This is a genomic window from Paenibacillus sp. EKM211P (genome assembly GCF_011066175.1).
Lineage (GTDB): Bacteria > Bacillota > Bacilli > Paenibacillales > Paenibacillaceae > Paenibacillus > Paenibacillus polymyxa.
This window is the reverse complement of the sequence record NZ_JAAMNS010000004.1, coordinates 189403-214885: the sequence shown is the minus strand read 5'-3', so window position 1 is coordinate 214885 and position 25483 is coordinate 189403. Positions and strand designations below refer to the sequence as shown.

At 44.3% G+C, this 25483-nt stretch carries 20 protein-coding genes; 5 read left to right on the top strand and 15 right to left on the bottom strand.

The annotated features are described in order from the left end of the window. Positions 1-124: 124 nt before the first annotated feature. From G9G57_RS09200 to G9G57_RS09185, 4 genes are all read right to left on the bottom strand, one after another. The gene (locus G9G57_RS09200) at positions 125-1378 is read right to left on the bottom strand and encodes an aspartate kinase (RefSeq protein ID WP_013371788.1); all 1254 of its coding nucleotides are present in this window, start codon (positions 1376-1378) and stop codon (positions 125-127) included. Positions 1379-1574: 196 nt separating this feature from the next. Beyond that, positions 1575-2132 carry an elongation factor P gene (efp, locus tag G9G57_RS09195; RefSeq protein ID WP_013371789.1) on the bottom strand — a complete coding sequence of 186 codons (558 nt, stop codon included), beginning with the start codon at positions 2130-2132 and terminating at the stop codon, positions 1575-1577. 33 nt (positions 2133-2165) lie between these two features. After that, a complete protein-coding gene (locus tag G9G57_RS09190; RefSeq protein WP_039269268.1) occupies positions 2166-3239 on the bottom strand; it encodes a M24 family metallopeptidase in 1074 nt (357 codons plus the stop codon). Positions 3240-3313: 74 nt separating this feature from the next. Next, complete coding sequence (locus tag G9G57_RS09185) at positions 3314-3904, bottom strand: YqhR family membrane protein (protein WP_164964868.1); 591 nt, start codon at positions 3902-3904, stop codon at positions 3314-3316. 265 nt (positions 3905-4169) lie between these two features. Between G9G57_RS09185 and G9G57_RS09180 the strand changes: the two genes are divergently transcribed. The 3 genes from G9G57_RS09180 (at position 4170) to G9G57_RS09170 (ending at position 6760) form a co-directional block, all read left to right on the top strand. Further along, a complete protein-coding gene (locus G9G57_RS09180; protein ID WP_016822300.1) occupies positions 4170-5171 on the top strand; it encodes an ABC transporter substrate-binding protein in 1002 nt (333 codons plus the stop codon). Between the two features lie 268 nt (positions 5172-5439). After that, positions 5440-6432: a DUF1385 domain-containing protein gene (locus G9G57_RS09175; RefSeq protein ID WP_164964867.1), complete on the top strand. Its 993-nt coding sequence runs from the start codon at positions 5440-5442 to the stop codon at positions 6430-6432. A gap of 7 nt (positions 6433-6439) precedes the next feature. Then, the gene (locus G9G57_RS09170; protein WP_185156680.1) at positions 6440-6760 is read left to right on the top strand and encodes a hypothetical protein; all 321 of its coding nucleotides are present in this window, start codon (positions 6440-6442) and stop codon (positions 6758-6760) included. Between the two features lie 119 nt (positions 6761-6879). On the opposite strand, the gene G9G57_RS09165 is transcribed toward G9G57_RS09170, so the two are convergent. From G9G57_RS09165 to mntR, 3 genes are all read right to left on the bottom strand, one after another. Next, entirely contained in the window at positions 6880-7869 is a 990-nt protein-coding gene (locus G9G57_RS09165) for a patatin-like phospholipase family protein (RefSeq protein WP_090890111.1), read from the bottom strand. 95 nt (positions 7870-7964) lie between these two features. After that, on the bottom strand, positions 7965-9707 hold the full coding sequence (locus tag G9G57_RS09160) for a family 10 glycosylhydrolase (protein WP_090890109.1): 1743 nt from the start codon (positions 9705-9707) through the stop codon (positions 7965-7967). A 137-nt stretch (positions 9708-9844) separates the two neighbouring features. Next, positions 9845-10270: a transcriptional regulator MntR gene (mntR, locus tag G9G57_RS09155; RefSeq protein ID WP_007430946.1), complete on the bottom strand. Its 426-nt coding sequence runs from the start codon at positions 10268-10270 to the stop codon at positions 9845-9847. Positions 10271-10522: 252 nt separating this feature from the next. On the opposite strand from mntR, the gene splB reads away from it, so the two are divergent. Continuing rightward, positions 10523-11587 (top strand): spore photoproduct lyase, encoded by a 1065-nt coding sequence (gene splB, locus G9G57_RS09150; RefSeq protein WP_017427491.1) that lies wholly within the window; start codon positions 10523-10525, stop codon positions 11585-11587. Here splB and G9G57_RS09145 read toward each other — a convergent pair. From G9G57_RS09145 to adhE, 8 genes are all read right to left on the bottom strand, one after another. Beyond that, positions 11580-12296 carry a cytochrome c biogenesis CcdA family protein gene (locus G9G57_RS09145; RefSeq protein WP_164964913.1) on the bottom strand — a complete coding sequence of 239 codons (717 nt, stop codon included), beginning with the start codon at positions 12294-12296 and terminating at the stop codon, positions 11580-11582. The genes splB and G9G57_RS09145 overlap by 8 nt on opposite strands. 168 nt (positions 12297-12464) lie before the next feature. Then, positions 12465-14483, bottom strand: a complete 2019-nt coding sequence (gene metG / locus G9G57_RS09140) for a methionine--tRNA ligase (protein WP_164964865.1) — start codon at positions 14481-14483, stop codon at positions 12465-12467. Between the two features lie 415 nt (positions 14484-14898). Further along, on the bottom strand, positions 14899-15189 hold the full coding sequence (gene yidD, locus G9G57_RS09135) for a membrane protein insertion efficiency factor YidD (protein WP_164964864.1): 291 nt from the start codon (positions 15187-15189) through the stop codon (positions 14899-14901). 1 nt (position 15190) lies between these two features. Further along, on the bottom strand, positions 15191-15682 hold the full coding sequence (locus G9G57_RS09130) for a Fur family transcriptional regulator (RefSeq protein ID WP_016822309.1): 492 nt from the start codon (positions 15680-15682) through the stop codon (positions 15191-15193). Positions 15683-15936: 254 nt separating this feature from the next. Beyond that, positions 15937-18156, bottom strand: coding sequence for a copper amine oxidase N-terminal domain-containing protein (locus G9G57_RS09125; protein WP_164964863.1), 2220 nt, complete (start codon positions 18154-18156; stop codon positions 15937-15939). 218 nt (positions 18157-18374) lie between these two features. After that, positions 18375-19133, bottom strand: a complete 759-nt coding sequence (gene pflA, locus G9G57_RS09120) for a pyruvate formate-lyase-activating protein (protein ID WP_164964862.1) — start codon at positions 19131-19133, stop codon at positions 18375-18377. Positions 19134-19198: 65 nt separating this feature from the next. Next, positions 19199-21460: a formate C-acetyltransferase gene (gene pflB, locus G9G57_RS09115; RefSeq protein ID WP_016822312.1), complete on the bottom strand. Its 2262-nt coding sequence runs from the start codon at positions 21458-21460 to the stop codon at positions 19199-19201. A 327-nt stretch (positions 21461-21787) separates the two neighbouring features. Then, complete coding sequence (adhE, locus tag G9G57_RS09110; RefSeq protein WP_016822313.1) at positions 21788-24400, bottom strand: bifunctional acetaldehyde-CoA/alcohol dehydrogenase; 2613 nt, start codon at positions 24398-24400, stop codon at positions 21788-21790. A 259-nt stretch (positions 24401-24659) separates the two neighbouring features. On the opposite strand from adhE, the gene G9G57_RS09105 reads away from it, so the two are divergent. Then, complete coding sequence (locus G9G57_RS09105; protein WP_014599995.1) at positions 24660-25376, top strand: Crp/Fnr family transcriptional regulator; 717 nt, start codon at positions 24660-24662, stop codon at positions 25374-25376. The last annotated feature ends 107 nt before the right edge of the window (positions 25377-25483 follow it).

The following is a 25483-nucleotide window of genomic DNA, read 5'->3' as shown; positions in this document are numbered from 1 at the left end:
TCTCACTGATGGAACAACCTCTTAACCTACTGCTGTATTCTATGATTTATCAATCTATAAATAGGGAACGTATAATTTATCGACCTTTCCCCGTCATAGCATTTCTCTATATCAATTGATGTTATTAACGACGGTCTTTAGGGCCGCCTACAAACGCTTGCTCCTCGGTATCCAGATTATAAGCTGTATGCAACGCTTGGATAACCTCATGAAGCTTTCCAGCTTCAATTACACACGATACCTTGATTTCGGATGTGCTTACCATTTTAATGCTAACGCCTTGCTCGGCCAGCACGGCAAACATTTGTGCTGCAACACCCGGGTGGCTAACCATACCTGCACCTACTATGGAGACCTTCACCAAATTTTCCTCAGACGTTACTTCACGGTATGGAAGCTCCCCGCGAATACCTTCCAGCGTCTTAAGTGCAGCTTCACGATCCGTTAGAGCTACCGTAAAGGAGAAATCTGCTTTTCCAGCTTCAACCCCGCTCTGTACAATAATGTCTACATCAATTTTGGCTGCTGCCAGTGTTCCGAAAACTTTTGCCAGTACACCAGGGATATCTGCAACGCCCAAAATACTGATTCTTGCTACATTTTTATCATATGCAATTCCACTGACTACAACGCCTTGCTCCATTACTGCATCCTCCTTTACGACTGTTCCTTCATTATGGTTAAAACTGGACCGCACAATCAACGGTACCCGGTTATGTTTGGCATACTCTACCGCACGGGGATGTAAAACAGCCGCACCTAAATTGGCTAATTCCAGCATCTCATCATAAGAAATTTCTTTTAGCTTACGTGCCACCTTCACAATCCGTGGATCTGTTGAATATATGCCGTCCACATCCGTGTAAATTTCACAGGCATCCGCTTGAATTGCCGCCGCCAGCGCAACGGCCGTCGTATCAGAACCACCACGTCCCAGCGTCGTAATATCTCCATCTGCAGACATCCCCTGGAAACCTGCTACAACAACAATCTTGTTGCTACTCAGTGCATCCAGCACACGCTGAGGTTGAATATCCGTAATCCGAGCCCGACCAAAGTCAGATTCAGTACGGAAGCCTGCCTGCCATCCCGTAAACGATACCGCTTCATGACCCAGCTGCTGAATAGCCATCGACAACAATGCGATTGAAATTTGCTCGCCTGTCGTCATCAACATATCCAACTCACGTGCAGGCAACTGCTCATTTAATAATTTGGCCTGGTCAATCAATTCGTCTGTTGTGTCTCCCATTGCGGAAACGACCACTACACATTGATGCCCTTCACTCTGTTTCTCAACGACGCGTTTTGCCACGCGTTTCATGCGCTCCGTGTCACCGACGGAACTGCCTCCGAATTTCATGACATACAAAGACAACGATATTCACTCCCTCAGACTCAACAGTATGTAACCTTGAGATGGCACCAAACGATTTGAGCGTGACATCCTGCGGCATAACTTTAGTACAGTATAATACGAAAGTGCTGTGTGGAGCCAATGTTTTTTAATATTCGTACATATAAAAATATCCTCTGCCCTTAATAAGGACAGAGGATACCTGAAAATGTAAATTCTATGCGCGAGACATGTATTTGCCGTCACGAGTATCAATTAACAATACGTCATCTTGGTTAATAAACAGAGGAACTTGAACATTCAAGCCTGTTTCCAGTTTAGCATTTTTGGTTGCACCTGTAGCTGTATTCCCTTTAATACCTGGTTCTGTTTCAATTACTTTGAGTTCCACGCTGGTAGGCAGGTTGATACCCAGGATTTCTCCGTTGTAGCTTATGATATTTACATTCATGTTTTCTTTCAGGAAGTTAAGCTCCCATTTCAGCTGATCGCTGGACAATGTAAATTGATCATATGTTTCGTTGTCCATGAATGTATGATCGTCTGCACTAGCATACAGATAAGATACACCACGATTTTCGATTTGCGCCCGGCCGATTGTTTCACCCGCACGGAATGTACGTTCAACCGTATTACCATTACGCAGGTTTTTCAACTTGGAGCGTACGAATGCTGCGCCTTTACCTGGTTTTACGTGTTGAAAATCCAGAACTGTAAAAATATCTCCGTCTACCTCGACGGTCAAACCTGTTTTAAAATCATTAACGTTAATCACTAAAATACCCCTCCTACAGGACTGTTATCGTTATTAAACGACTGTAAATTCTTTGCTCGAATGCGTTAATACTTTGATGCCGTTATCTGTAATAACGATATCATCCTCGATCCGTACACCGCCCAATCCAGGCACATAGATACCTGGTTCGACCGTTACAACCATGCCCGGCTCCAGAATATCATCACTTGCCTTCGACAGACGTGTAGATTCATGCACTTCAAGACCCAGACCATGACCTGTACTGTGTCCGAAATTGTCTCCATACCCATGGCTAGCAATAATATCCCGGGTCAGCGCATCCGCTTCACGGCCTGTCATGCCCGGCTTAATATGTTCGAGTGCGTGAAGCTGCGCCTTAAGTACAATATCGTAGATCTCGCGCAACTGAGGCGCCAAATCCCCTTGTGTAGCCACTGTACGGGTCAAATCGGAGCAGTAGCCATCCAGCAACGCACCAAAATCAAACGTAATTAGCTCACCTGCTTGTACTAACTTTGCACTAGCTACTCCATGAGGCAATGCCGAACGAACTCCGGATGCCACAATCGTGTCAAATGAAGAAGAAGTAGCTCCCTGCTTGCGCATGAAGAATTCCATTTCCAGATCCAGCTCACGCTCGCTGACTCCTGGTTTGATGTAAGGTAAAATGTGTGCAAATGTAGCATCTGCCAAATCCGCTGCCCGTTGCATCACTTCGAGCTCTTCCGCATCCTTGTACACCCGCAGCTTTTCCACAATGCCCGATACCGGAACAAGCTTAATAGGTGACAGATCTTCGCTATAAGCTTTATGTGTCGCAACAGTTACATCATCCTGCTCAAAGCCTGTTTCGCTAATCTGATGGGAAGACAGCAATTCTCTTACTGTTTCCATGACCTGCGCAGCGTGCTGCACTACCGTAAAGCCTTGGGCTTGTTCGGTCGCTTGTGTCATATAACGAAAGTCAGTCAGCAAATAACTATGGGATTCTGTAATCAGCACATAGCCCGCTGAACCTGTGAAGCCTGTCAAATATCGACGATTGACAGGGCTAGTAATCAGCATAGCCCGCAGGTTATGCTCGCCCAGCGCCTGCCGCAACTTTAGCACCCGGTCATTCTTCATCTTCATTCCGCTCCCCTCTGTCAAATAACCAAATGCTATTTTAACACAGGGGATAGGCGCTTGAGAAGTTTTTGTTACGTTCTGTCCCCAGCCTTCTCAGGCTCGCGCATTCTTTCATCCGTATACTCGACAGCAACGGTATATCCGATAAATAGTCCCCACAGTATAAATACGCAAACTTCCGTATATATGGAATTCCATGTTAATCGATAAGGAGGGTTCATCATCCCTAACTTAGGGCCTGTTAACACAAATAAAATAACCCACCAAATCAGACCGTATATAATACCGGGGATTGGGCCATTAAACCTGCGCAAAATCAGGGTGTACACCAATGACGCTACCACGGACAATCCAATAAAAAACAGCAACCCCACCAAATGCCCTGCCATGGTGTTCATGAACGAATGCTTGAAAAACGGCTCTGCCAGAAAGCCAGGCGCCACTACTGTAAAGTGCAGCGTATAAAACAGCCAGCGCAGCAATCCCCAGAGCAAACCCGCAAAAAAACCCAGCTCAAGTGCAAAGGGAATGAGCGGTGTATGTACTTTGCCTGACTGTTGTCTGCCTCTGCTACTGTTGTCATTATGATTACGTTGATTTTGAGATTCACGGGACTGTTCCTGATCACGACCTATTTTCGGTATAGAGTAAGTTTCACTCATGTGGTTGGATCTCCTTTCAAAATGAATAAATTTTCTCATGGTAAGGACTCATTGTTATAAGGAAAAGCATGTGTACTTCCACCAAATTCGTGCCTATCCATTTTGAGAGGTAGTATGCTCCAATGGGGAGCAGTTTAACAATGAAGTCGAAGAGTGGATTTAATAATCTTTGCATTGACAAAATTTCAATCCTGTTTCATAATATATTGATGAAAATGATAATCATTATCATTTTATAATACGTTTATACAGGAGAACGCAATCTATGAAAAAGGGATTTATCGGATTCTTATTGTTACTGACTTTTATGCTCACACTGGCAGGTTGTGGAGCAACTGACAATGCAGCAGATAAAGGTCAGACAACTACGTCGGGTAGCAAACCCACTGAAGCAGCGACCGGTCCTGTGACAGTAAAGCATAATCGTGGTGAACTCACGCTTGACAAGCCCGCGCAGCGTGTCGTGGTGCTTGAATGGACATTTACGGAGGATTTGATTGCATTGGGCGTTCAGCCAGTTGGTAATGCGGACAATGCCAACTATAAGGTGTATGTGACTCCAGAGGCGGCTCTGGACAGTAACGTGGTCGATGTCGGTACACGCAACGAGCCTAATTTGGAGGCGATTGCTTCATTAAAGCCGGATCTCATCATATCCAATTTTGATGGGAATGAAGCAATCTATGAGCAACTCAAGGCCATCGCACCGACGATTGAATATAATCTGAACGATGGTAACGGCTACGACTATGATAAGATGGTGAAGATTTTTAATAGTATCGCAGTCGCTCTTGGAAAAGAGGATAAAGCTAAGCAGGTACTTGCCGATCTGGATCAGCATTATGCCGAAGCCAAACAAAAGCTCGCCGCTGCAAACAAATCGGATTTCCATTTTATACTGACACAGGCTTTTACTTCGCAAAATGCAGCCAGTCTGCGTATGTTTTCAGATAATTCAGTCGTTGTGGGAACACTGGCGAAGATCGGTTTGGTTAACGATTGGAAACCGAGCAAGGTTGAATCGTATGGCTTTTCAACGGTTGGCATTGAAGCTCTGTCAGCCGTTCAGGACAGCAACTTTATCTATATTGTGCAGCCAGACGATAATGTTTTCGGCTCATCTATGAAAAACAATTCTGTTTGGAACGGTTTGAAATTCGTCAAAGAAAAACGTACTTATCCGTTGGCCAGTACAACATGGACGTTTGGCGGCCCGGTCTCGTCAAAGGGACTGGTGGATGAGACTGTCGGGGCAATTACGCAATGAATTTGATCCGGCGATTCCGTCTGATTTTATAACTGGCGATAATAAGCATTTATGGGGGCAGTCTGACCGTTCTCATAAATGCTTTTTTAAACCTATGGCATGATATCTCCCCACACTACAAGGATTTCCATCTTCTCCGTTATGATTAAATTTCCTTTTCGGATGATAAAATTAGCAGGTCACTACATCCCATTTTCGTCTAACTAGATATTCCCTTCCAAATTCGATACAATATACAAAAAAGCATGTATTAAGAGAGGTGAGACGGTTGTCACAAGCATCCAAGCCTGTGAGCTACGGCGGTCAGGCAGTCATTGAAGGTGTCATGTTCGGCGGCAAGCGTGTCAATGTCACGGCAGTTCGCCGCAAATCTGGCGAAATCACATATTTGGAAGTACCACGTAAGGAGCAATCCTGGGTGTCCAAATTCCGCAGAATTCCGTTATTGCGGGGGATTGTCAGCATCATCGACTCCAGTGCCAAGGGCACCAAGCATTTGAACTATTCAGCCGATGCGTATGCTGATGATGAAGTAGATCCGGAAGAACGCGCTGAACAAAAGAAAAAAGAGGAATCCCGTTGGAGCCTGAGCATGATGATCGGCGTGGCTGCGGTCGGTATATTGTCCTTCCTCTTTGGCAAAATTGTATTAACCCTCGTTCCGGTTGTTGTGGAGAGTTTCCTGTTTGACGGCTTGTTTCACAACCAGATTTTGCATAATCTCGCTGAAGGAGCTATTAAGCTGATTTTGCTGCTCGCTTATTTATGGGGTATTTCCCAAACTCCGTTAATTAAGCGACTGTTTCAATATCACGGCGCGGAGCATAAAGTGATTACTGCATTTGAAGCTGGGGAAAAACTGACTCCAGCCAACGTACAAAAATATAGCCGACTGCATTATCGCTGCGGTAGCAGCTTTATTATGCTCACCGTGATTATCGGGGTACTCGTCTACTCCCTGTTTACCTACGATAATCTGTGGGAGCGTATGGGGCAACGTCTTTTACTGCTTCCGATCGTATTGGGTCTTTCTTTTGAATTTCTCAAGCTGACCAATGCACTTCGGGAAATTCCAGTGCTTCGTTATCTAGGTTACCCCGGCCTATGGCTGCAGTTGCTTACCACCAAAGAACCGACCGATGATCAAGTGGAGGTATCGATTGCCTCATTTAAGCGTATGCTTGAATTGGATGCTGAGTTAGAAAATGTACCTGTAAAGGAGACTCTCAACAGTCCGGTCCTTGATCCTGTGAAAGGATGAGTGAATGATGTACAGACATGCCGTTATTTTCTGGCTTACCCTTGCTTTGGGCGCATATGGAATTGTAGATATGCTATGGAAAGGTAGCTGGGGCTTTCTCATTAGTTTACTAATCCCCGTCTTTATTTTTGCAGTTATATTTCTGCTGTACAAATACCAGCCAGTACAACGCAAGCGAACTCCCAAAGTTAAGCCCTCTGTGCGCACCATGGCCAAAACAACCAGTGCACGTAAACAGCAGACTACAAGCAAACGCAAAACGTATCCTTTTCATGTCATTGAGGGTTCCAAGGGCAAAAATGAAGAGGAACAACCTAAATATCATTAATCATTATCAACCTTTAAAATGTAACACAAAGGAGCCATCACCCGTGTTTTGCAATATGACCGGGAAGAGGCTCCTTTTTTACTTTCTTTAAAATTACTTCAGCTGCCAGTAAGTGGTGCTTATTTCATGGCGTACATGGTATCTTTCATCAATTGATACTTACTATACTGCTGCTGGTAAGAAGTGATGCTCCATTTGTGGAAAAAAGCTTCTCCTGCCTGCACACCGGAAGCATACAACAAATCACTTTGCTCTGGTGAAATGCTGAATTGGGCAGTGCGGATACCCAAAGTTGGAATTTTAATGGTCCGATACCGATTCTCCTGCTCAATATACCGTTCATCATGTGCCGATAGCATGGTATCAAAAATAGCCTGCAGCATGGTCAATGGGCCTCGTATATAAGAAACCTTGGTCTCCGTCCCTGTTTTGCCCACCATTTGAAATCCTACCGTTGGAATCGTTTTGGCCTCACGTTCATTGACAGGCTCATCAAAAAGCCATAGAGGCAGATTGCTGAGTAAGGCTCCATCAACAACAAATACAAATTGCTGGGAAAAGGTTTTTCCCTTGGCAAGTGCAGAATCAAGTCTTAACATAACAGGATCAAAAAAATAAGGGATACTCGTGCTCATCCGAATGGCCTTGGCTACCTCTAGTGAAGAGGGGTTTATACCAAAACGTTTGATATCCTCAGGAAGCACCAAAATGCGTCCATTCGTAATATCTGATGCAATAATGCGCAGCTTGCCAGGAGGTAGATCCGCGAATGTACGCACTCCTTTAGCTCGTAACAACTCGCGTACCCAATGCTCCAGTGCCTCCCCTGAGTAGAGCCCTTTTTTAAGAAAGATACGTGCTGCTGGCCCAACCCACTTAATATTGAACACTGGAGAACGTCTTAACAACTTGACCAAGGGAGTTTTCTCAATTACGGCTTTCATTTCATCCGCCGTATATCCCGCAGCCAATAAAGCAGCTACAATAGCACCTGATGATGTACCAGCCAAACGATTGAATACAATATCATGCTCCTCCGCAGCCTTAACTGCACCCGCCAGCGATATTCCCTTAACCCCTCCACCCTGGAACACAGCATTGATCAGCATAGATCAAAAAACCTCCGTTCTCTTGGGAGTAAGCAGTTCTACTGCTTATGTATGAGAACGGAGGTCCATATAGAACCTAAATGATCCAATTTATATCATAATTGATAATAATTTTGAAGAAGTTGAATGAGTCCGTATGGATTTTTCCGCAAATGCTGTGCACTAAAATAAATATCCCCTTTGACCTGCTTATAATTCTCGTTCAGTTCAAGCTGCTTAATTAACTCTTGAGCGGATTGCCATCCTTTTTCAGGGGTGCCGATTTTATAAGGGGAATGGCCAATATACAGCTTAACATCTGAATTTTTGACCTCATTGGACCACCATGCGACAAGCTTGTCATATCCAGCTGCTGGGAAACCGATACTCCAGTAAATTTGTGGAGCTACATAATCAATCCATTCTTTGTTAATCCAGGTTCTTACATCTGCAAATGTCGTGTCATAAGCAGTAACGCCTGCCTTGGTGTCTGAACCCGTTAAGTCCTGAGACTTGTTGCGCCACACGCCAAAAGGACTAATCCCGAATTGAACTTTCGACTTGCTGGCATGAATGCTTTTGCCCAAATCGCGAACAAAACTATTTACATTATCTCTCCGCCAGTCACCTTTGTTAGAGATTTTGTTGGCGTTATATGCTTTGAAAGTCGCGTCATCATCAAAAGTCCCGCTGTAAGGATAAAAATAATCATCCAAATGGACACCGTCAATATCGTATCCGTTTACGACCTCCATAATCGCAGCAATGACATGCTGACGTGCAGCTGGAATTCCAGGATTGATGTACAACTGGCTACCATTCTTAACAATCCAATCCGGATGTTGATTAGCCACATGGTTTGCTGCCAAACCGCTAGTTGTTCCTGTAGAATTAGCACGGAACGGATTAAACCAGGCATGGAATTCCATCCCCCGCTTATGTGATTCACTAATCATAAATTTCAACGGATCATAGCCTGGATTTTTACCCTGGGTATTCGTTAAATACTTGCTCCATGGCACAAGATCAGACGGATAAAGCGCATCCCCGCTGGCACGAACCTGAACAAATACCGCGTTAATGCCCATACCCTGCAAATCATCGAGCATTTTTGTAAACTCCTGCTTTTGCTTCTCGGAACTGCTTCGTGCAGATGAAGAAGGCCAGTCTCCATTAATGGTGGAAATCCATGCTCCACGCATAGAGCTTGTAGCCTTCACCTGAGCCACATCCCCCTGTGAGGAACCTGAACCTTCCTCATTAGTAGAGGTTGACGGTGAGGTAACAGCGTCCTGTCCATCCTCCTTGGCTCCCTGATCGGTACTAACACTCTCCTGATTGCCAGATGCTGAGTTATTTGATGTTGAGCTGCTGTTTCCCACAGAAGTACTCCCACCAGTAGAGGCACCTTCTTTACCACTGCTTAACGTAATGACCCGCTCTGAGGCTTGCCAGTCTACTTTTAACCCCAACTCTTCCCCAACAAAACGCAGTGGTACCATGACTCTCCCACTTGACATACGCGCAGATGCGTCCAATCGAACCGACTTGCCATTCACAGTAGCGCTTTGTGCACCATTATCCATAGATATATTTTTGTTCTGTGCTGTAATCGTTACCGTACCAGACGATGCCGACCAGTTGACCTGTGCGCCTAATCCCTCACTAATCACTCGCAAAGGAACCATCGTGACATTCGCGCCCTGTACAATGTACGGTGATGCATCACTTTGCAGGGACTGTCCATCCAATATAATCTCAATCTCACCAGTTGATGCCGCTTGAACTCCAGGCACGATGGCAGTCTGTACTGCTAAGAGTAGACCCGCAGCCATGAGCCCTATTTTCTTCCGATTCATATCTTTATAATCCTCCGCTACCCCAGTTAATTTTAACCCCTATCTTGTCCTGCTATATAATGGATAGACGCTAATAACCGGATATTTGTTGCGGTCAGGAAAATAAAAAAAAGCATTGTCCGTAAGGACAGATGCTTTTAGGAATCTCCACTCAATTCCTTGTGTATGTCATGAAGCTGGCGCAAGCGATCTTCATCTCGGCGGAAATATTCAACCAATGTCTCGATACGTGTAATGGAATCCCAGCTCAAATGGTGTTCAATACCTTCCACATCTTTATATATTAGGTCCTTGTCAACCCCAATCATATCCAGAAATTGCTCTAGTAACTGGTGGCGGTCAACCAACCGTTTGCCGACCTTTTTCCCTTTCGGTGTCAAAATCAGTCCCCGATACTTCTCATATACAAGATAATCGTCCTTATCCAACTTCTGAATCATCTTGGTGACGGACGAAGGATGCACCTCCAAACCCTCTGCGATATCCGAGACACGAGCATATCCCTTCTCATCGATCAGTTGGTAAATGCGCTCCAAATAATCTTCCATGCTTGGCGTTGGCACTTGTTTCCCTCTTTTCTGTTATTGAACGGGCGCTTACCGCCTTCATTTCCTGCATTAAACCTACTATGTAATGATACATGTTATCATCGCTCATTGGCAAGTCTCGTCCCTCCACTCACATCTATTGCCACGATTTGTTCAATTTAAGCAGGGTACACTAATGTTGTCGCCCCTGTATCGTCGCTTTCTGCGGAGATGCTTTAGAGTTGGACACCAGAGCACAGAGGATTTATTTCGAAAGGAGCGTTAGCCATGTCTACGCTTGAGCGTACTCCTGTCCAAATCAGAGGAACCAAGCCATTCATGCCTGATCTGGTGTTTTTTGAACCAGACGCACTAAATTATCCCAAAGGCCAGCGTATTATGGATTGGGTCAAAGCCAAGGATATTCCGTATCGTATGACGACCTCTCACAACCGAATTACCAATTTACCAGGTGAAACTGAAGTTGAAAAATACCGAATGGCAAAAAAGACACTGGTTGTCGGCATCCGTAAAACATTAACTTTTGACCAATCCAAGCCCTCTGCCGAATATGCCATCCCTATTTCGACTGGTTGCATGGGGCACTGTCACTACTGTTATTTACAAACAACCTTAGGAGCAAAGCCGTATATTCGGATCTATGTCAATACTGACGATATCATATCAGCAGCTAAAGCCTATATCGAGGAGCGGGCGCCTGAAATTACTCGTTTTGAAGCAGCTTGTACCTCTGATCCGGTTGGTTTGGAGCATATCACTGGATCACTTGGAGACTTGATTCGTTTCATGGCAGATGAGGAATTTGGCCGACTTCGTTTTGTTACAAAATATCATCATGTTGATCCATTGCTGGATATTAAACATAATGGCCATACTCGCATCCGATTTAGCATTAATTCCGATTATGTTATTAAACAGTTTGAACCTGCAACTTCGCGCTTTGAGGAACGTATTGAAGCAGCGGGCAAAATCGCACGGGCCGGTTATCCGCTGGGGTTCATCATCGCACCCATCATTTGGTATGACGGCTGGGAAGAAGGATACGGAGAGCTGCTGCGTAGATTGGGAGAAACCTTGCCCCAGCATGCTACGAAGGATCTGACATTCGAATTAATTCAGCATCGCTTTACCAAAACATCCAAAGCTGTTATCGAGAAGCGTTACCCGAAAACCAAACTGGAAATGGACATAGAGAAACGTAAGAAAAAATGGGGCCGCTGGGGCCAGAATAAATATGTTTATCCCGATGAACAGCAAAATGCACTACGGGAGTTTATCACAGAACGCATTTTTGAACATTTCCCTTTAAGTCGTATCGAATATTTCACATAACCAGCATCCAATCCGGGGTAATCCGTTGTAAAAAAAGCGTAACATCTGTCATATGATCCGTTACCAGCAGACCGCCAGTGATCACAAGCAGCATGCCACCTATTTGGATAAGGATGGAAGTATAACGGGACGATAACTTAACAGAGCCTGCCAGCAAAGCCAATACAAAAAACGGAATCGCAAAACCAAGTGCGTAGCCAGTAATCAGCTTGAACCAAATGTGATGCTCTACTGCCGCCAAAGCGATAATAGCTGTTAGCATAGGACCGATACAGGGTGACCAGCCTGCCGCAAACCCAATTCCGATTACAAAGGAACCGGCGTAACCGGCAGGCTTCCATGTCCAGCGCAGCTTATGCTCTCTCATTAGAAATAATGGACGCACGAAACCAAGAGATACCAGACCCATGAGTATAATAAGTAGCCCCGCTACGACTCTTAGCGTATCCCCATAATTGGCAAACCATTCTCCAAGCAACCCGACACTTGCCCCCAGTGAATAAAAAACAACTGAAAAGCCTAATACAAAAGCAAGCGTGTGTCCCATCGTACGATAGCGAACCTCTGCCCTGTGCCGTCGTTCAGCCAGTTCACGTGCCGACATTCCTGTTATATACGATAAATAGGATGGATATAGTGGCAAGCAGCACGGTGAAAAAAAAGAAACCAGTCCAGCAACGATGGCCAACCCGGCGTTGACATCTGACATCATCATTTCCTCCCACCTGTCTTAGTGAACACGCAGAGCAAATACAAGCCCTACCTACTAAAACATACGTATAGACAGAGAAAAATATGATGCAAGCCAAAAAGCGTATGCCTGGGAGAATAATATCCAAGCATACGCTTTTTACGTTCTTTTATTTTATATAGCCTCTTATTTTACAATCGCACCATTTGGCATACCATCCGGTACAGTGGCCAATGTAAGCTGATCCCCATGTGATGCTGCCAAAATCATACCCTGCGACAGCTCACCCCGAAGTTTTACTGGCTTAAGATTGGTCACACAGATCACCTTACGCCCAATGATATCCTCAGGTGTATAAAACTTCGCAATTCCTGATACCACCTGTCGCTGCTCATAACCAAGATCGAGCTGAAGCTTCAATAGTTTATCGGCCTTCTTCACAGGCTCACAGGCGACAACCTGAGCAACGCGCAGTTCTACCTTGGCAAAATCCTCAATGCCAATCTCTTCTTTCGGCTCTGGTGCTTCCTGGCTCGCCTCAGATGCATTCAGCGGTTGAGCTTGTGTGGCAGCTTCCTCCGGTTTCTTACCTCCAGTCATTGCTTCTACGATAAAAGCAACCTCTTGCTCAGAGTCCAGACGAGGGAAGATCGGATTACCTTTTACCAACTGCGTTCCTTCTGGAATACGTCCAAATTGCTTGCCGCTATCCCATGTAGTCAGCTCTCCTTGACGAATACCGAGTTGTTCCCAAATTTGATGAGGTGCACGCGTCAAGAAAGGCTGAAGTAAAATGGAAGCAATACGTAAGCTTTCTACCAAATGCACCATAACAGATGCCAATTCGCGACGTTTTGCCTCATCCTTAGCCAGATTCCAAGGTTGCGTCTCGTCAATATACTTGTTGCTACGGCTAATAAACTGGCTAATCGCCGTTAAAGCCACGGAAAATTCCATGTTTTCCATAGCTTCTTCAACTTTACTATAAGTCGATGTTGCCATATCTACCAAAGCTGCGTCGAATGAGGTTACATTGGCTTCATAAGCGGGAACTTTGCCGTCTAAATATTTGTCTACCATCGCTACCGTACGATTCAACAAGTTGCCCAGATCATTGGCTAAATCCGAATTTACACGATCTACAAAACTTTCAGGTGTGAATGTTCCATCCGCTCCAAATGGCACCTCGCGCAGCAAGTAGTACCGAAGTTGATCCAGACCATAACGGTCAATCAACGTTACCGGGTCTACCACATTGCCTTTAGATTTCGACATTTTGCCATCTTTCATGAGTAACCAACCATGTGCAAATACTTTTTTAGGCAACGGAAGGTCCAGTGCCATCAGCATGATTGGCCAATATATCGTGTGGAATCGTACAATCTCTTTACCTACGATATGCACATTTGCTGGCCAAAATTTATCGTACAGCTCAGTATTAGAAGAGCCATACCCCAAGGCAGTGATGTAGTTAGAAAGTGCGTCAATCCACACGTATACGACATGCTTCGGGTCCCCCTTGACCTTAACACCCCAGTCAAAAGTTGTACGGGAAACAGCCAGATCTTCTAACCCCGGCTTGATGAAGTTGTTAATCATTTCTTTTTTCCGGGATTCCGGTTGGATAAACTGCGGGTTCTCTTCATAAAATTGCAGCAACCGATCAGCATACTTGCTCATGCGGAAAAAGTAACTCTCTTCCTTGACCAGTTCTACAGGGTGTCCACTATCCGGGCTCTTACCTCCAGTTACATTACCTTCAGCGTCCTTCACGACATCAACGAGCTGAGTTTCTGTGTAGTAAGTCTCGTCAGGAATGCTGTACCAACCTTCGTATTCTCCCTTATAAATATCGCCTTGTTTTAATAAACGATCAAAGATTTCCTGTACGACAGCCTTATGACGTTCCTCCGTAGTACGGATAAAATCGTCATTGGAAATGTCGAGCTTCCGCCACAGGTCTTGAATACCTGCCACAATGTCATCTACGAAACGTTGCGGCGTTTTGCCAGCTGCACTTGCCTTTTGCTCAATCTTCTGGCCATGCTCATCCGTTCCTGTCAAATAACGAACCTCATAGCCCCGTAGCCTCTTGTAGCGAGCCATCGCATCACCCGCTACCGTCGTGTAGGCATGTCCTATATGGAGCTTGTCACTGGGATAATAGATCGGTGTTGTAATGTAAAATGTGTTCTCACTAGACATGTATGTTCCTCCTGTTTTGTTCACGACAGCAAAAGATTTGCTACCATGATAGGTACTCCAATTCATGAATTCGACACAAATTGGGCACAAAAAAGACCCCCGTCCCTATGGGACGAGAGTCACCTCACGCGTTACCACCCAAATTCCCTGTACCCTCGCAGAATACAGGCTTCACCGGTCACATCTGACCGCCCATTAACGCTGGATCACGCCTCCTCCTTACGATTGCCTCTTGAACATAGCTTCTTCACTGTGGCAAATACGCTCGAAAAAGGTTCCTCCAGGACCATATTCAGGCTTCACTCCAGACCGGTTTTCAGCTAACTCCGGCTCTCTGTACTGGACGACTTACCTTACTCATCCCTTCACAGGAAAACAATATTAACCAAAATATAACCAAATCGGCATGGCGCTGTCAAGTCAGACCCTTCTCAGTTTGGGTAGCCAAACGATCTTTGTCAGACTGATCTAACCCCTTTTTTGCAGGAGGGACCAAATCTACACCGCCGGGATGAAATGGATGGCATTTAGCTATACGCTTTGCAGCTAGCCATGAGCCTCTGAGCGCACCATGCACTTCTACCGCTTCCAGCGCATACGCCGAACACGTCGGATAGAACCTGCAGGTAGCCGGCTTTAATGGTGAAATGTAAGCACGATAAAACTGAATCGGAGCCTGTACCACTCTGCGTGTGGTGATTTTCATTTCAGTAGCCCCCGTGGCTGTGAGTGTGACTGCTCGTCTGTTTGAAACCCCCATCCGAATTACTCTCAGTATGCCCATTCTTCTGCTGACAGTCTTTGCAATAACCAAAAATTTCAAACTTATGCTCGACAATTTGGAATTGATCTGTTGTATCTGTCATTTGCATTGGACAAAAAGAAATCGGCAATGTTTTCTGACAGCTCAAGCAAATCATATGGTGGTGGTGATGATGTTCATTACAGCTCACCTTGAACTTCATCCCATCCTCAAAAGATACCTGCTCCAGTACACCCAATTCCTGCATTACACGCAGATTGCGATATACTGTATCAAAGCTAAGTCCGCTGTACTTCTTACCCATATATTCATAAACGTCTTTAGGGGACAGATACCCTTCATTCTCGGAAAATAACGTGGCCAACGTCTTGCGTTGATCTGTAATACGCAGCCCCTGAGCGGACATCGTTGCGATAATCTCATCCTTTGTCAGCATGCGTTTCACCCTCCCCTGTCTATAGTTTCAGGTTTTCTGATGCAGGCTTAGGCTTGCATCTATTCATTATACCACGATTAAAGTCAATATTATAAGAGATATTCGCGCTACTCATAAGAAAAAGACGTTCTCCAGTGCTGCAACCAAGTTCGCAACGGGAGAACGCCTATATCCTGCAAGTAACATCGACTTTTAAAACGGTGAATGATGAGACTCAAGTGGTCTATACCGGTAAACAGCACCGATTATTTAAATTAGTTTTTAATAGCTGGTAAAGGCATAACTACTACGGAAACCGGCAGATTACTACCAGCAGCTGCAGTGAAATACATCTCTACACTTTCTTCGATATGACCTGTGCGATACAGCACACTCATCTCATTCGGAGCTTGCACAGAACCATTTGTTGGTATACCCACAACCTGATTGTTCACCATCGCATAGCCGGCGTATTCGCCTCCACGTGGGTTAAACGTAATCAGTGAATACGGCGCTACATGATCCAACTTAACCTTATATACAACACCAAAGTTGCCGGCATTGGAAGCAGAAGAGCCATCCAGACCGTCGGTACCAATCAGATTCGGGTCCACCTTATTATCACCAAGAACGATACGTTGAGCTGTTTTACCAACCTCTTCGGTATAATTGAGTGAAATATCCGAATTTGCGTACGTTCCACGGTTATGAATGCCGTCCTTAGGCAGTTTTGCCAGAGTAGGCAACGCAGTCAACGGATCTACATTAGCATCTAGCACAACTACCGTGTATTGAATAGGTTGATCCGTGTACAGATCGGATAACAAAGAAATAACTTGTTTTTGCTTGATTTTTTGCGCGTTCAAATCTTGTAAAATAACACGGCTCTCACCCGGATTTAGAACTGTGCTGGAATGCTTGCTTCCATCCAACATAGATTGAAAGTACCTTTGAATTGAAATTTTTCCCGCAGCTGTGGCAAATTCAGATGGTCCAGCAAAACCGGAATTTTCGACATTTATATTGGTTGGAGTGATATTGTTGTTGGTCGCAATCACGTACATCTTCACATCTCGACCCGTTTCATTGACATGATGGACAAGAATACGCGTACTGCCTGATCCGGTTTCCTGATACACGATACCATCCTGGAACACACGCTCTGGGCTGTTAGCACGGATCAATAGACGTGGGGAAGAAGTACTTGTCACTGGAATAGTAGCCATAGCAGGCACCTGACTGCCATCTACACTGTATTTATCACCATATGGCGTGAAAATTTTATTGAAATCATCTTCGTTGTACAGCAGTTCATTCGTAATTTTAATCGTTTCACTTTTGGTACCTGTTGCACCATGCTTATCAGTCACGGTCAGGGTAATGGTTACATCACCTGGCTGGAAGAAGGCAAGTTTCTTGTTCTCCCAATCACGCTTAGTGATCGCATTTTCGTCGTCAGTACTCAGGTCGGTAATGGTAATTTTTTCACCCATCTTGTACTCTTTTTTATCCGTTGTAAACAGAGCTACCGGCGGCTGGTTTGGCGGTCTTACTGTAATTGTTACTGAGTAAGGATCACTCCAGTTCCCAGCAGAGTCAAGAACGGAATAGGTAACTACATATGTACCCGGCTCCTGAAATACGTCCTGCTTACCTTCCCAACGTTGGTTCACAATCGGAAGACCTGTAGGAGAAGATTCCTTGGTCAAATACGTAACTTGAGTTTCACCCGCATAGATATCCTTTTGTTGAACCGTGAAAGAAGCTTTTGGCTTCTGATTCAAATCCATGATAACTTGTTTAGTTGTATTATTCACAGTATAAGGAATATTTAGGGCCTGTGTAATCGAAGTCAACGGTACCATAAATACGTTCTTTTGTTGGAAAGCAGGTCCCTTCATTTGTCTAGCTTCACCGTTAACCGTATAAACTTTGCTGTCTGTTTTGAAGCGCAGGACATTTGTTCCTTGGGTGATTACGGTTTCTTTGGTGGTAGTGTCATAACTAAACTGCAATCCGACACGGCTGACAAGAGAACGGATAGCTACATAGGAAACTCCGTCTTTGACTGTCATCGGCTGAGTTGCCGTATATACCTGTCCGTTTTGTTCCATTTTAGCACTGTTCAAATACAAAATCAGTTGATTCGCATTCATGGATGTTGGAGCTCCACCAGGATTGGTGATCGTTCCGTCTCCACCGTATACATCATTGGTTACGTTCGATCCGTTAGTGGTATCTGTAGGCAGCCCAGTCAATGGATCATTGGATACACCCGTGTTATCAGGTGTTACCGTATTAGCTGGTGTGCTTGTTCCATTTTGATCTCCGATACTATTCTGAACGCCGGAATCAGCAACATTGGTCGTCTGCTGGGCGCTAACCGAATCGGTGGATTGAACGCTTGTTGATGCTGCTTCTGCTCCTACAGGGGCTACTGCAGCCACCTGAGCTACCGCCAAGGCGGTGAGCATGGTCCATTTCTTGAAATTCATTGTCTGTCTCCTTCTATCCCCAAATTATTATCATTCCCGTGAAAAGTCATACTATTAGACGCGACAGTTGTCAAAAAGTTTCTGGAAATTTTGACGATCATGAAAAAAAGGTAACTTTCTCCTGTGACTGCAAAAATTCAACAACAAAAAAACCGCCGTCCATCTGATCTGATGTGACGGCGGCTTTATAACCTGAAAGTAGTTCTGATCCATTTACATTATGATGGACGGCAAGCAGTATTCGTTCCTGCAGTCTCCAGACGACCCTCTTCAATGAGTCGGTAAGCACGTTGAACTTCTTCATCTGTAGGAGACGGAACTCCCTCCAGCGGATATGCCTTACCGAGCATTTCCCATTTGTAAATACCCATTTGATGGTAAGGTAAAATTTCGAATTTCTCGACTCCGTTCAACGTTCCAATGAACCGTCCCAAATTGAGTAGATCTTGCTCGTCGTCATGGATACCCGGTACAAATACGTGTCTAATCCACATTTTTCGCCCTTGCTCAGACAACCAGCGGGCCGTACTTAGCATACGATCGTTGGATTTGCCTGTAAGCTTAATATGCTTGTCGTTATCAATGTGTTTAATATCTAGTAGTACCAAATCCGTTACGTCCAGTAGATCATGGATACGACCTGCATCATTAAAGCCGTTACTGTCCAATGTCGTGTGCAAATTCCAGCGACGTTTCACTTCTTTGAACAGCTCTGCTACAAAATGAGCTTGTAATGTCGGTTCTCCACCGGAAACTGTTAATCCGCCTCCCGAAGAACGGTAATAGGCTAAATATGGTTCAATCTCAGCCAATACTTCTTCTAACGTCATCGGATTACCTTCATTTAAGGCCCAAGTGTCCGGATTATGGCAATATTGACATTTCAACAAGCATCCTTGCATAAAGAGCACGAAGCGGATGCCGGGACCATCTACGGTCCCGAAGGTTTCCAATGAGTGTATGTGACCTTTCAACATGTTGCATCATCCTTCCCGCATCCGCTATGCGTGCGTCAGTGTATTATATGATACGTAAAACTTATTTACATTGTACCGTGGAAAGTACGGTTAATAACATCCAATTGTTGCTCACGAGTCAGCTTGATAAAGTTAACAGCATAACCGGAAACACGAATCGTAAGTTGTGGATAGTTTTCTGGGTGTTCCATTGCATCCAACAGTTGTTCACGAGCAAACACATTGACATTCAGATGATGTGCGTGGCTTCCAAAGTAGCCATCCATCATCGAAACAAGGTTTGTTTTGCGTGTTTCTTCTTCTTTACCCAGTGCTTTAGGCACGATGGAGAAGGTATTCGAGATACCATCTAAGCTGTGTTCATAAGGCAATTTGGCTACGGAACTCAGAGATGCCAGAGCGCCTTTTTTATCACGACCATGCATTGGGTTTGCACCTGGTGCGAACGGTTCGCCTGCTTTACGTCCATCAGGTGTTGTACCTGTTTTCTTACCGTATACCACGTTGGAAGTAATGGTCAGTACAGATTGAGTAGGAACCGCATTACGATAAGCTTTATGTTTGCGGATCATGCTCATGAAGCTTTCTACCAGTTCTACAGCGATAGTATCTACGCGGTCATCATTGTTACCGTAGCAAGGATATTCGCCTTCGATTTCAAAGTCAACAGCAATTCCTTTTTCGTTGCGAATTGGTTTAACTTTTGCATATTTAATGGCGCTCAAGGAGTCGGTAGCAACTGACAGACCCGCAATACCACAAGCCATGGTACGAAGAATATCACGGTCATGCAACGCCATTTCAATGCGTTCGTAGCTATATTTATCATGCATATAGTGAATAACATTCAAAGTGTTCATGTACAGTTTTGCCAGCCATTCCATCATAGGTTTGAAACGGCTTAACACTTCTTCGTAATCCAGCACTTCGCTTGTAATAGCTGGGAACTCAGGTCCTACTTGAACGCCGGATTTTTCATCCTTACCGCCGTTAATGGCATACAGTAGAGCTTTTGCCAAGTTGGCACGAGCGCCAAAGAATTGCATTTGTTTACCGATTCTCATAGCGGATACACAACAAGCAATACCATAATCATCGCCGTAGATTGGACGCATCAAATCGTCATTTTCATATTGAATGGAGCTAGTTTCAATAGAAACTTTTGCACAATATTTTTTAAAGCCCTCAGGCAGTTTTTCTGACCACAGTACAGTCAAGTTAGGTTCTGGAGCAGGTCCTAAGTTGTACAGTGTGTGCAAGAAACGGAAGCTGTTTTTGGTAACACGAGTTTCTCCAGTGACAGACATACCACCAATGGATTCTGTTACCCAAGTTGGGTCACCACTGAACAGTTCGTTGTAGTCAGGTGTACGCAGGAACTTAACAATACGCAGTTTCATAACAAAATGATCGACCAGTTCCTGAGCTTGTTCTTCGTTCATCGCACCTTCCTCAAGATCACGTTGAGTATAAATATCAAGGAATGAAGATACACGTCCCAAAGACATTGCTGCACCATTTTGTTCTTTAATCGCTGCAAGATATCCAAAATATACCCATTGGAAAGCTTCTTTTGCATTGTTAGCTGGTTTAGAAATATCAAAACCGTGCTCAGCAGCCATTTGTTTCAATTCATTCAAAGCACGAATTTGTTCAGAAATTTCTTCACGCAGACGGATTACGTCTTCTTCCATGGAATCAACTTCAAGGCTTTTCAATTGAAGTTTTTTATCTTGGATCAAGAAGTCTGCACCATACAGAGCTACGCGACGATAGTCACCGATTATACGACCACGACCGTATGCATCTGGCAGACCAGTAATGATGCCAGCTTTACGAGCTGCTCTCATTTCATCTGTATAAGCGTCAAATACACCTTGGTTGTGTGTTTTACGAATATGAGTGAAAATGTCAACAATGCTTTGTGGCACTTCAAAACCATAGGCTTTACAAGCATCGATCATCATCCGAATTCCACCAAACGGCTGCAAAGAACGTTTGAATGGAGCATCTGTTTGTACGCCGACAACTTGTTCTTTGTCCTTGTCCAAATAGCCTGGTTTATGTGAAATAATGGTGGATGGCGTATTTACGTCTACATCAAGAACGCCGCCGTTTGCCAACTCTTTTTTAGTAAGATCAGATACAATTTCCCACAATGCAGTTGTATTGGCGGTAGGACCAACCAAAAATTCTTCATTGCCAACATAAGGTGAGATATTTGTTTCAATAAAATCGTTGACGTTAACTTCTTTAGTCCATTTTCCTTTTTTAAAACCTCTCCAGCCAGATTGTTGCTCTTGTAATTCTCTCTCAATCACCGACATGTAAATCCCTCCAAATTGTTTGGTCTTCCGGACTTGTGATTTTTTTCACGTTTAAACTATTTCTTGAGCCCGGCCTTTTCACCGATGCCTTACGCTCAGTGTCGGGACCTTTCTTACACTCTTATTGTAGAATAATGATAGAGTGTAGTATGTGACAAAAATCACAATATGAGTGATTTTTGTCACTTTATTTTCCCTAGCTTCACGCGTATACCTCTAGCCTTGCCGTTCACCTCCCTTCCCAAACCAAGAGGCCCTCTATATAGAGAGCCTGCATTGGTATTGTATAGGAAAATGCTTAGTTACAAGCCTCTTCATACTATTATATTATTGATCAAAGCGTCCGTAGAAGGCATTACGGTATACATCAGCCAATTCAGTAACCAGCGGCAGCTTTGGATTTGCAGTTGTACATTGATCCTCAAAAGCGCGGTCAGCCAAATAATCTACACGTGATTCAAAGTCTTTTGGATCGAAACCAAGTTGTTGGAACGATTCCTCGATACCGAGTGTTTTGTTCAACTTACGGATCGCGTCAATTAAGCTGTTAACCCCTTCTTCAGTGGTACGTGCAGGCAGTCCCAGTATGCGTGCGATTTCTGCATAACGCTCATCTGCAACAAAGTGCGAATATTTAGGGAACGAAGCAAATTTTGTCGGTTTTTTTGCATTGTAGCGAATAACGTGCGGCAGCAAGATAGCATTCGTGCGGCCATGCGCTGTATGGTATTGTCCGCCCCATTTATGTGCAAGACTATGGTTAATACCCAAGAATGCATTAGCAAACGCCATACCTGCAAGTGTAGAAGCATTATGCATTTTTTCGCGAGCCAGCTTATCACCAGTCAGAGCCGATTGCTCCAGGTATTGGAATACCAGTTGAATAGCTTTAATTGCCAGACCATCTGTATAATCATTGGCCATTACAGACACATAAGCCTCGATAGCATGGGTCAGAACGTCCATACCCGTATCGGCTACAGCAGTTTTAGGCAGCGAATATACAAACACAGGGTCAATAATTGCCACATCAGGAGTCAACTCATAGTCAGCCAGCGGGTACTTCGTGTTGCCCAGGTTTTTGTCCGTAATAACTGCAAACGATGTAACTTCCGAACCTGTACCCGAAGTTGTAGGGATAGCCACAAATTGTGCTTTTTGACCCAGACGTGGGTACTTGTAAATCCGTTTACGGATATCCATGAATTTTTGTTTCAAGTTATTGAAATCAGTATCCGGATATTCATAGAACATCCACATGCCTTTAGCAGCATCCATTGGCGAACCGCCGCCGAGTGCGATGATGCAATCCGGTTGGAAACGTCTCATCATTTCAGTACCGCGCTCTACCGTAACTGTCGATGGATCTGGCTCTACTTCGGAGAACACTTCAATAGCAACCGGTGTTTGACGCTGGTGCAAATAATGGATGACACGGTCCACATATCCGAGTTTCACCATCATAGGGTCAGTGATAATGGCTACACGTGTGATATCAGGCATTTTAGCAAGATACTGTGTCGAATTTTTTTCAAAATAGATTTTGGAAGGTACTTTGAACCATTGCATATTCACCGTCCGTTTCGCCACCCTTTTCACATTAATCAAGTTAACTGCAGATACGTTCGACGAAGTCGAGTTACGACCGTACGAACCGCAACCAAGTGTCAACGAAGGAAGGTTGGTGTTGTAAATATCACCGATTGCGCCATGTGTGGAAGGTGCATTTACAATGATACGTCCTGTTTGCAAACGATCTGCGAAGCGAGCAATAACATCCTCATCTTGCGAATGGATTGCTGAAGAGTGACCCATACCGCCGAACTCTACGACTTCAGCAGCACGTTGGATACCTTGCTCTGCATTTTTCACTTTGTAGCAAGCCAATACCGGACTCAATTTTTCCGCAGATAATGGGAATTTGGTTCCTACTCCTTCAATTTCAGCGACCAAAATTTTGGTTCCTGCCGGTACTGTAATACCGCTCATTTCAGCAATTTTTACAGCAGACTGGCCGACAATGGCCGGGTTCACTGCACATTTTTCTACATTCATAGCTCCTTGAGTGAGCTTAGCTGCCTCTTCTTTATTTACAAAGTAGCAACCATTAGCAATCATCAATTTCTTCACTTGCTCGAAGATAGGCTCTTCAATAATTACAGCTTGTTCCGAAGCACAAATCATACCGTTATCAAAAGATTTAGAAAGGATAAGGTCGTTCACGGCCTGTTTGATATCGGCTGTTTTCTCAATAAAGCAAGGTACGTTACCAGGACCTACGCCAAGTGCAGGTTTACCACAGCTATAAGCTGCCTTAACCATGCCTGATCCACCAGTTGCCAAAATCAACGCTACATCAGAGTGGTTCATCAGTACATTTGTTTTATCCATCGAAGGTGCTTCAATCCATTGAATACAATCCGCTGGAGCACCATGTTTAACAGCTGCTTCAAGCAAGACGCGAGCTGCTTCCGCACTACACGATTGAGCAGATGGATGGAAGCCGAAAATGATTGGGTTACGTGTTTTAATGGCAATTAACGCTTTGAACATCGTAGTCGAAGTTGGGTTTGTTACTGGAGTAATCCCCATGATAATACCGACTGGTTCAGCTATCTTTTGAAAACTATCAAAGTCATTGTCTTCAATGACACCGACGGTTTTCTCATTTTTAATGCTATGGTAGACATATTCTGTTGCAAACATGTTTTTGGTGATTTTGTCCTCGTACACACCGCGTCCTGTTTCTTCAACAGCCAACTTCGCGAGGTGCATGTGCTTATCCATCCCTGCGAGTGCCATAGCTTGTACGATTTCGTCAATCTGCTCCTGATTCATACTCATGAAAGCTTGCTGTGCCCGGTTCGCCCGGTCAATCAGCGTTTGAATATACTGCTCTGCGCTTTGCTCTTTTTGGATAACCTCGTTTTTAACAGCCATTTCCCTCATCCTCCTGTTATCTCGTGTACTATCTCTTGTTCACGCACTGATCGTAACACAGCTTTCTAAGATATTTTGTGATTTTTTTCACAATCTATTTAAAATTTTATTTTATGAAGTGAATTAAATCACAAAGTTTGGAATTCTGCCACTTTTACCCCCTCATCTTGCCCCAAAAACGCATTGCACAGGTATATAATGAATTTGAATTGATCAAGTTGCAGATAAAATAACATAGGATACAAAGGGGAAATGGACGATGAGAAACCCTACAAATGTAATGGAAGCCCGCGGCAACACCTGTTGCTTCTCGGAGGCCAGCTTCAACCGGCTGCAAGTGATGATGAAAGATCGAGTTATGCCAGAAAGTTCGCATCTGTTCTGGGAAGGAGATACAGCGGATAAGCTGTTTTATATTAAGCGCGGACGCGTAAAAGTGACCAAAACAACGGATGAGGGTAAGGAACTTATTCTATATATGTATCAAAGCGGCGATCTTGTTGGTCAAGCTGATCCTTTCTTCGGCACTAAGCATTCCTTTTCTGCTGAGGTTCTGGAGGACAGTGATATTGGCGTAATCGATCATACAGATTTGGAGTTGCTTATTTGTCAGCATTGTGATTTTGCGATTGACTTTATGAAATGGATGGGATCGCATCACCGCATTACCCAGACCAAGTTCCGCGATTTGATGATGTACGGCAAGCCTGGCGCTCTATGTTCCACACTCATCCGACTATGCAACACCTATGGTGAGCCTCACGGCGACTATATTCTGATTCATAAAAAGATTACTCATACTGACTTATCAAATATGATCGGTGCTACCCGGGAAAGTGTAAATCGGATGCTCAGTGATCTGCGTAAGAAAAATGCAGTCGAATACGATAATGGTATGATTGTTGTCAAGGATTTGGAAATGCTGCAAGGTGTATGTCATTGTGAATTGTGCCCACGTGAGATTTGCCGGATATAATAAATTTTTTTAATGTAAAAGGGAGTGCTGTAAGCCATTATTAGCTTATAACACTCCCTAATTTTATTCCACTCCCCATTTTTTAGAGAACGGACGGGACAGTAACA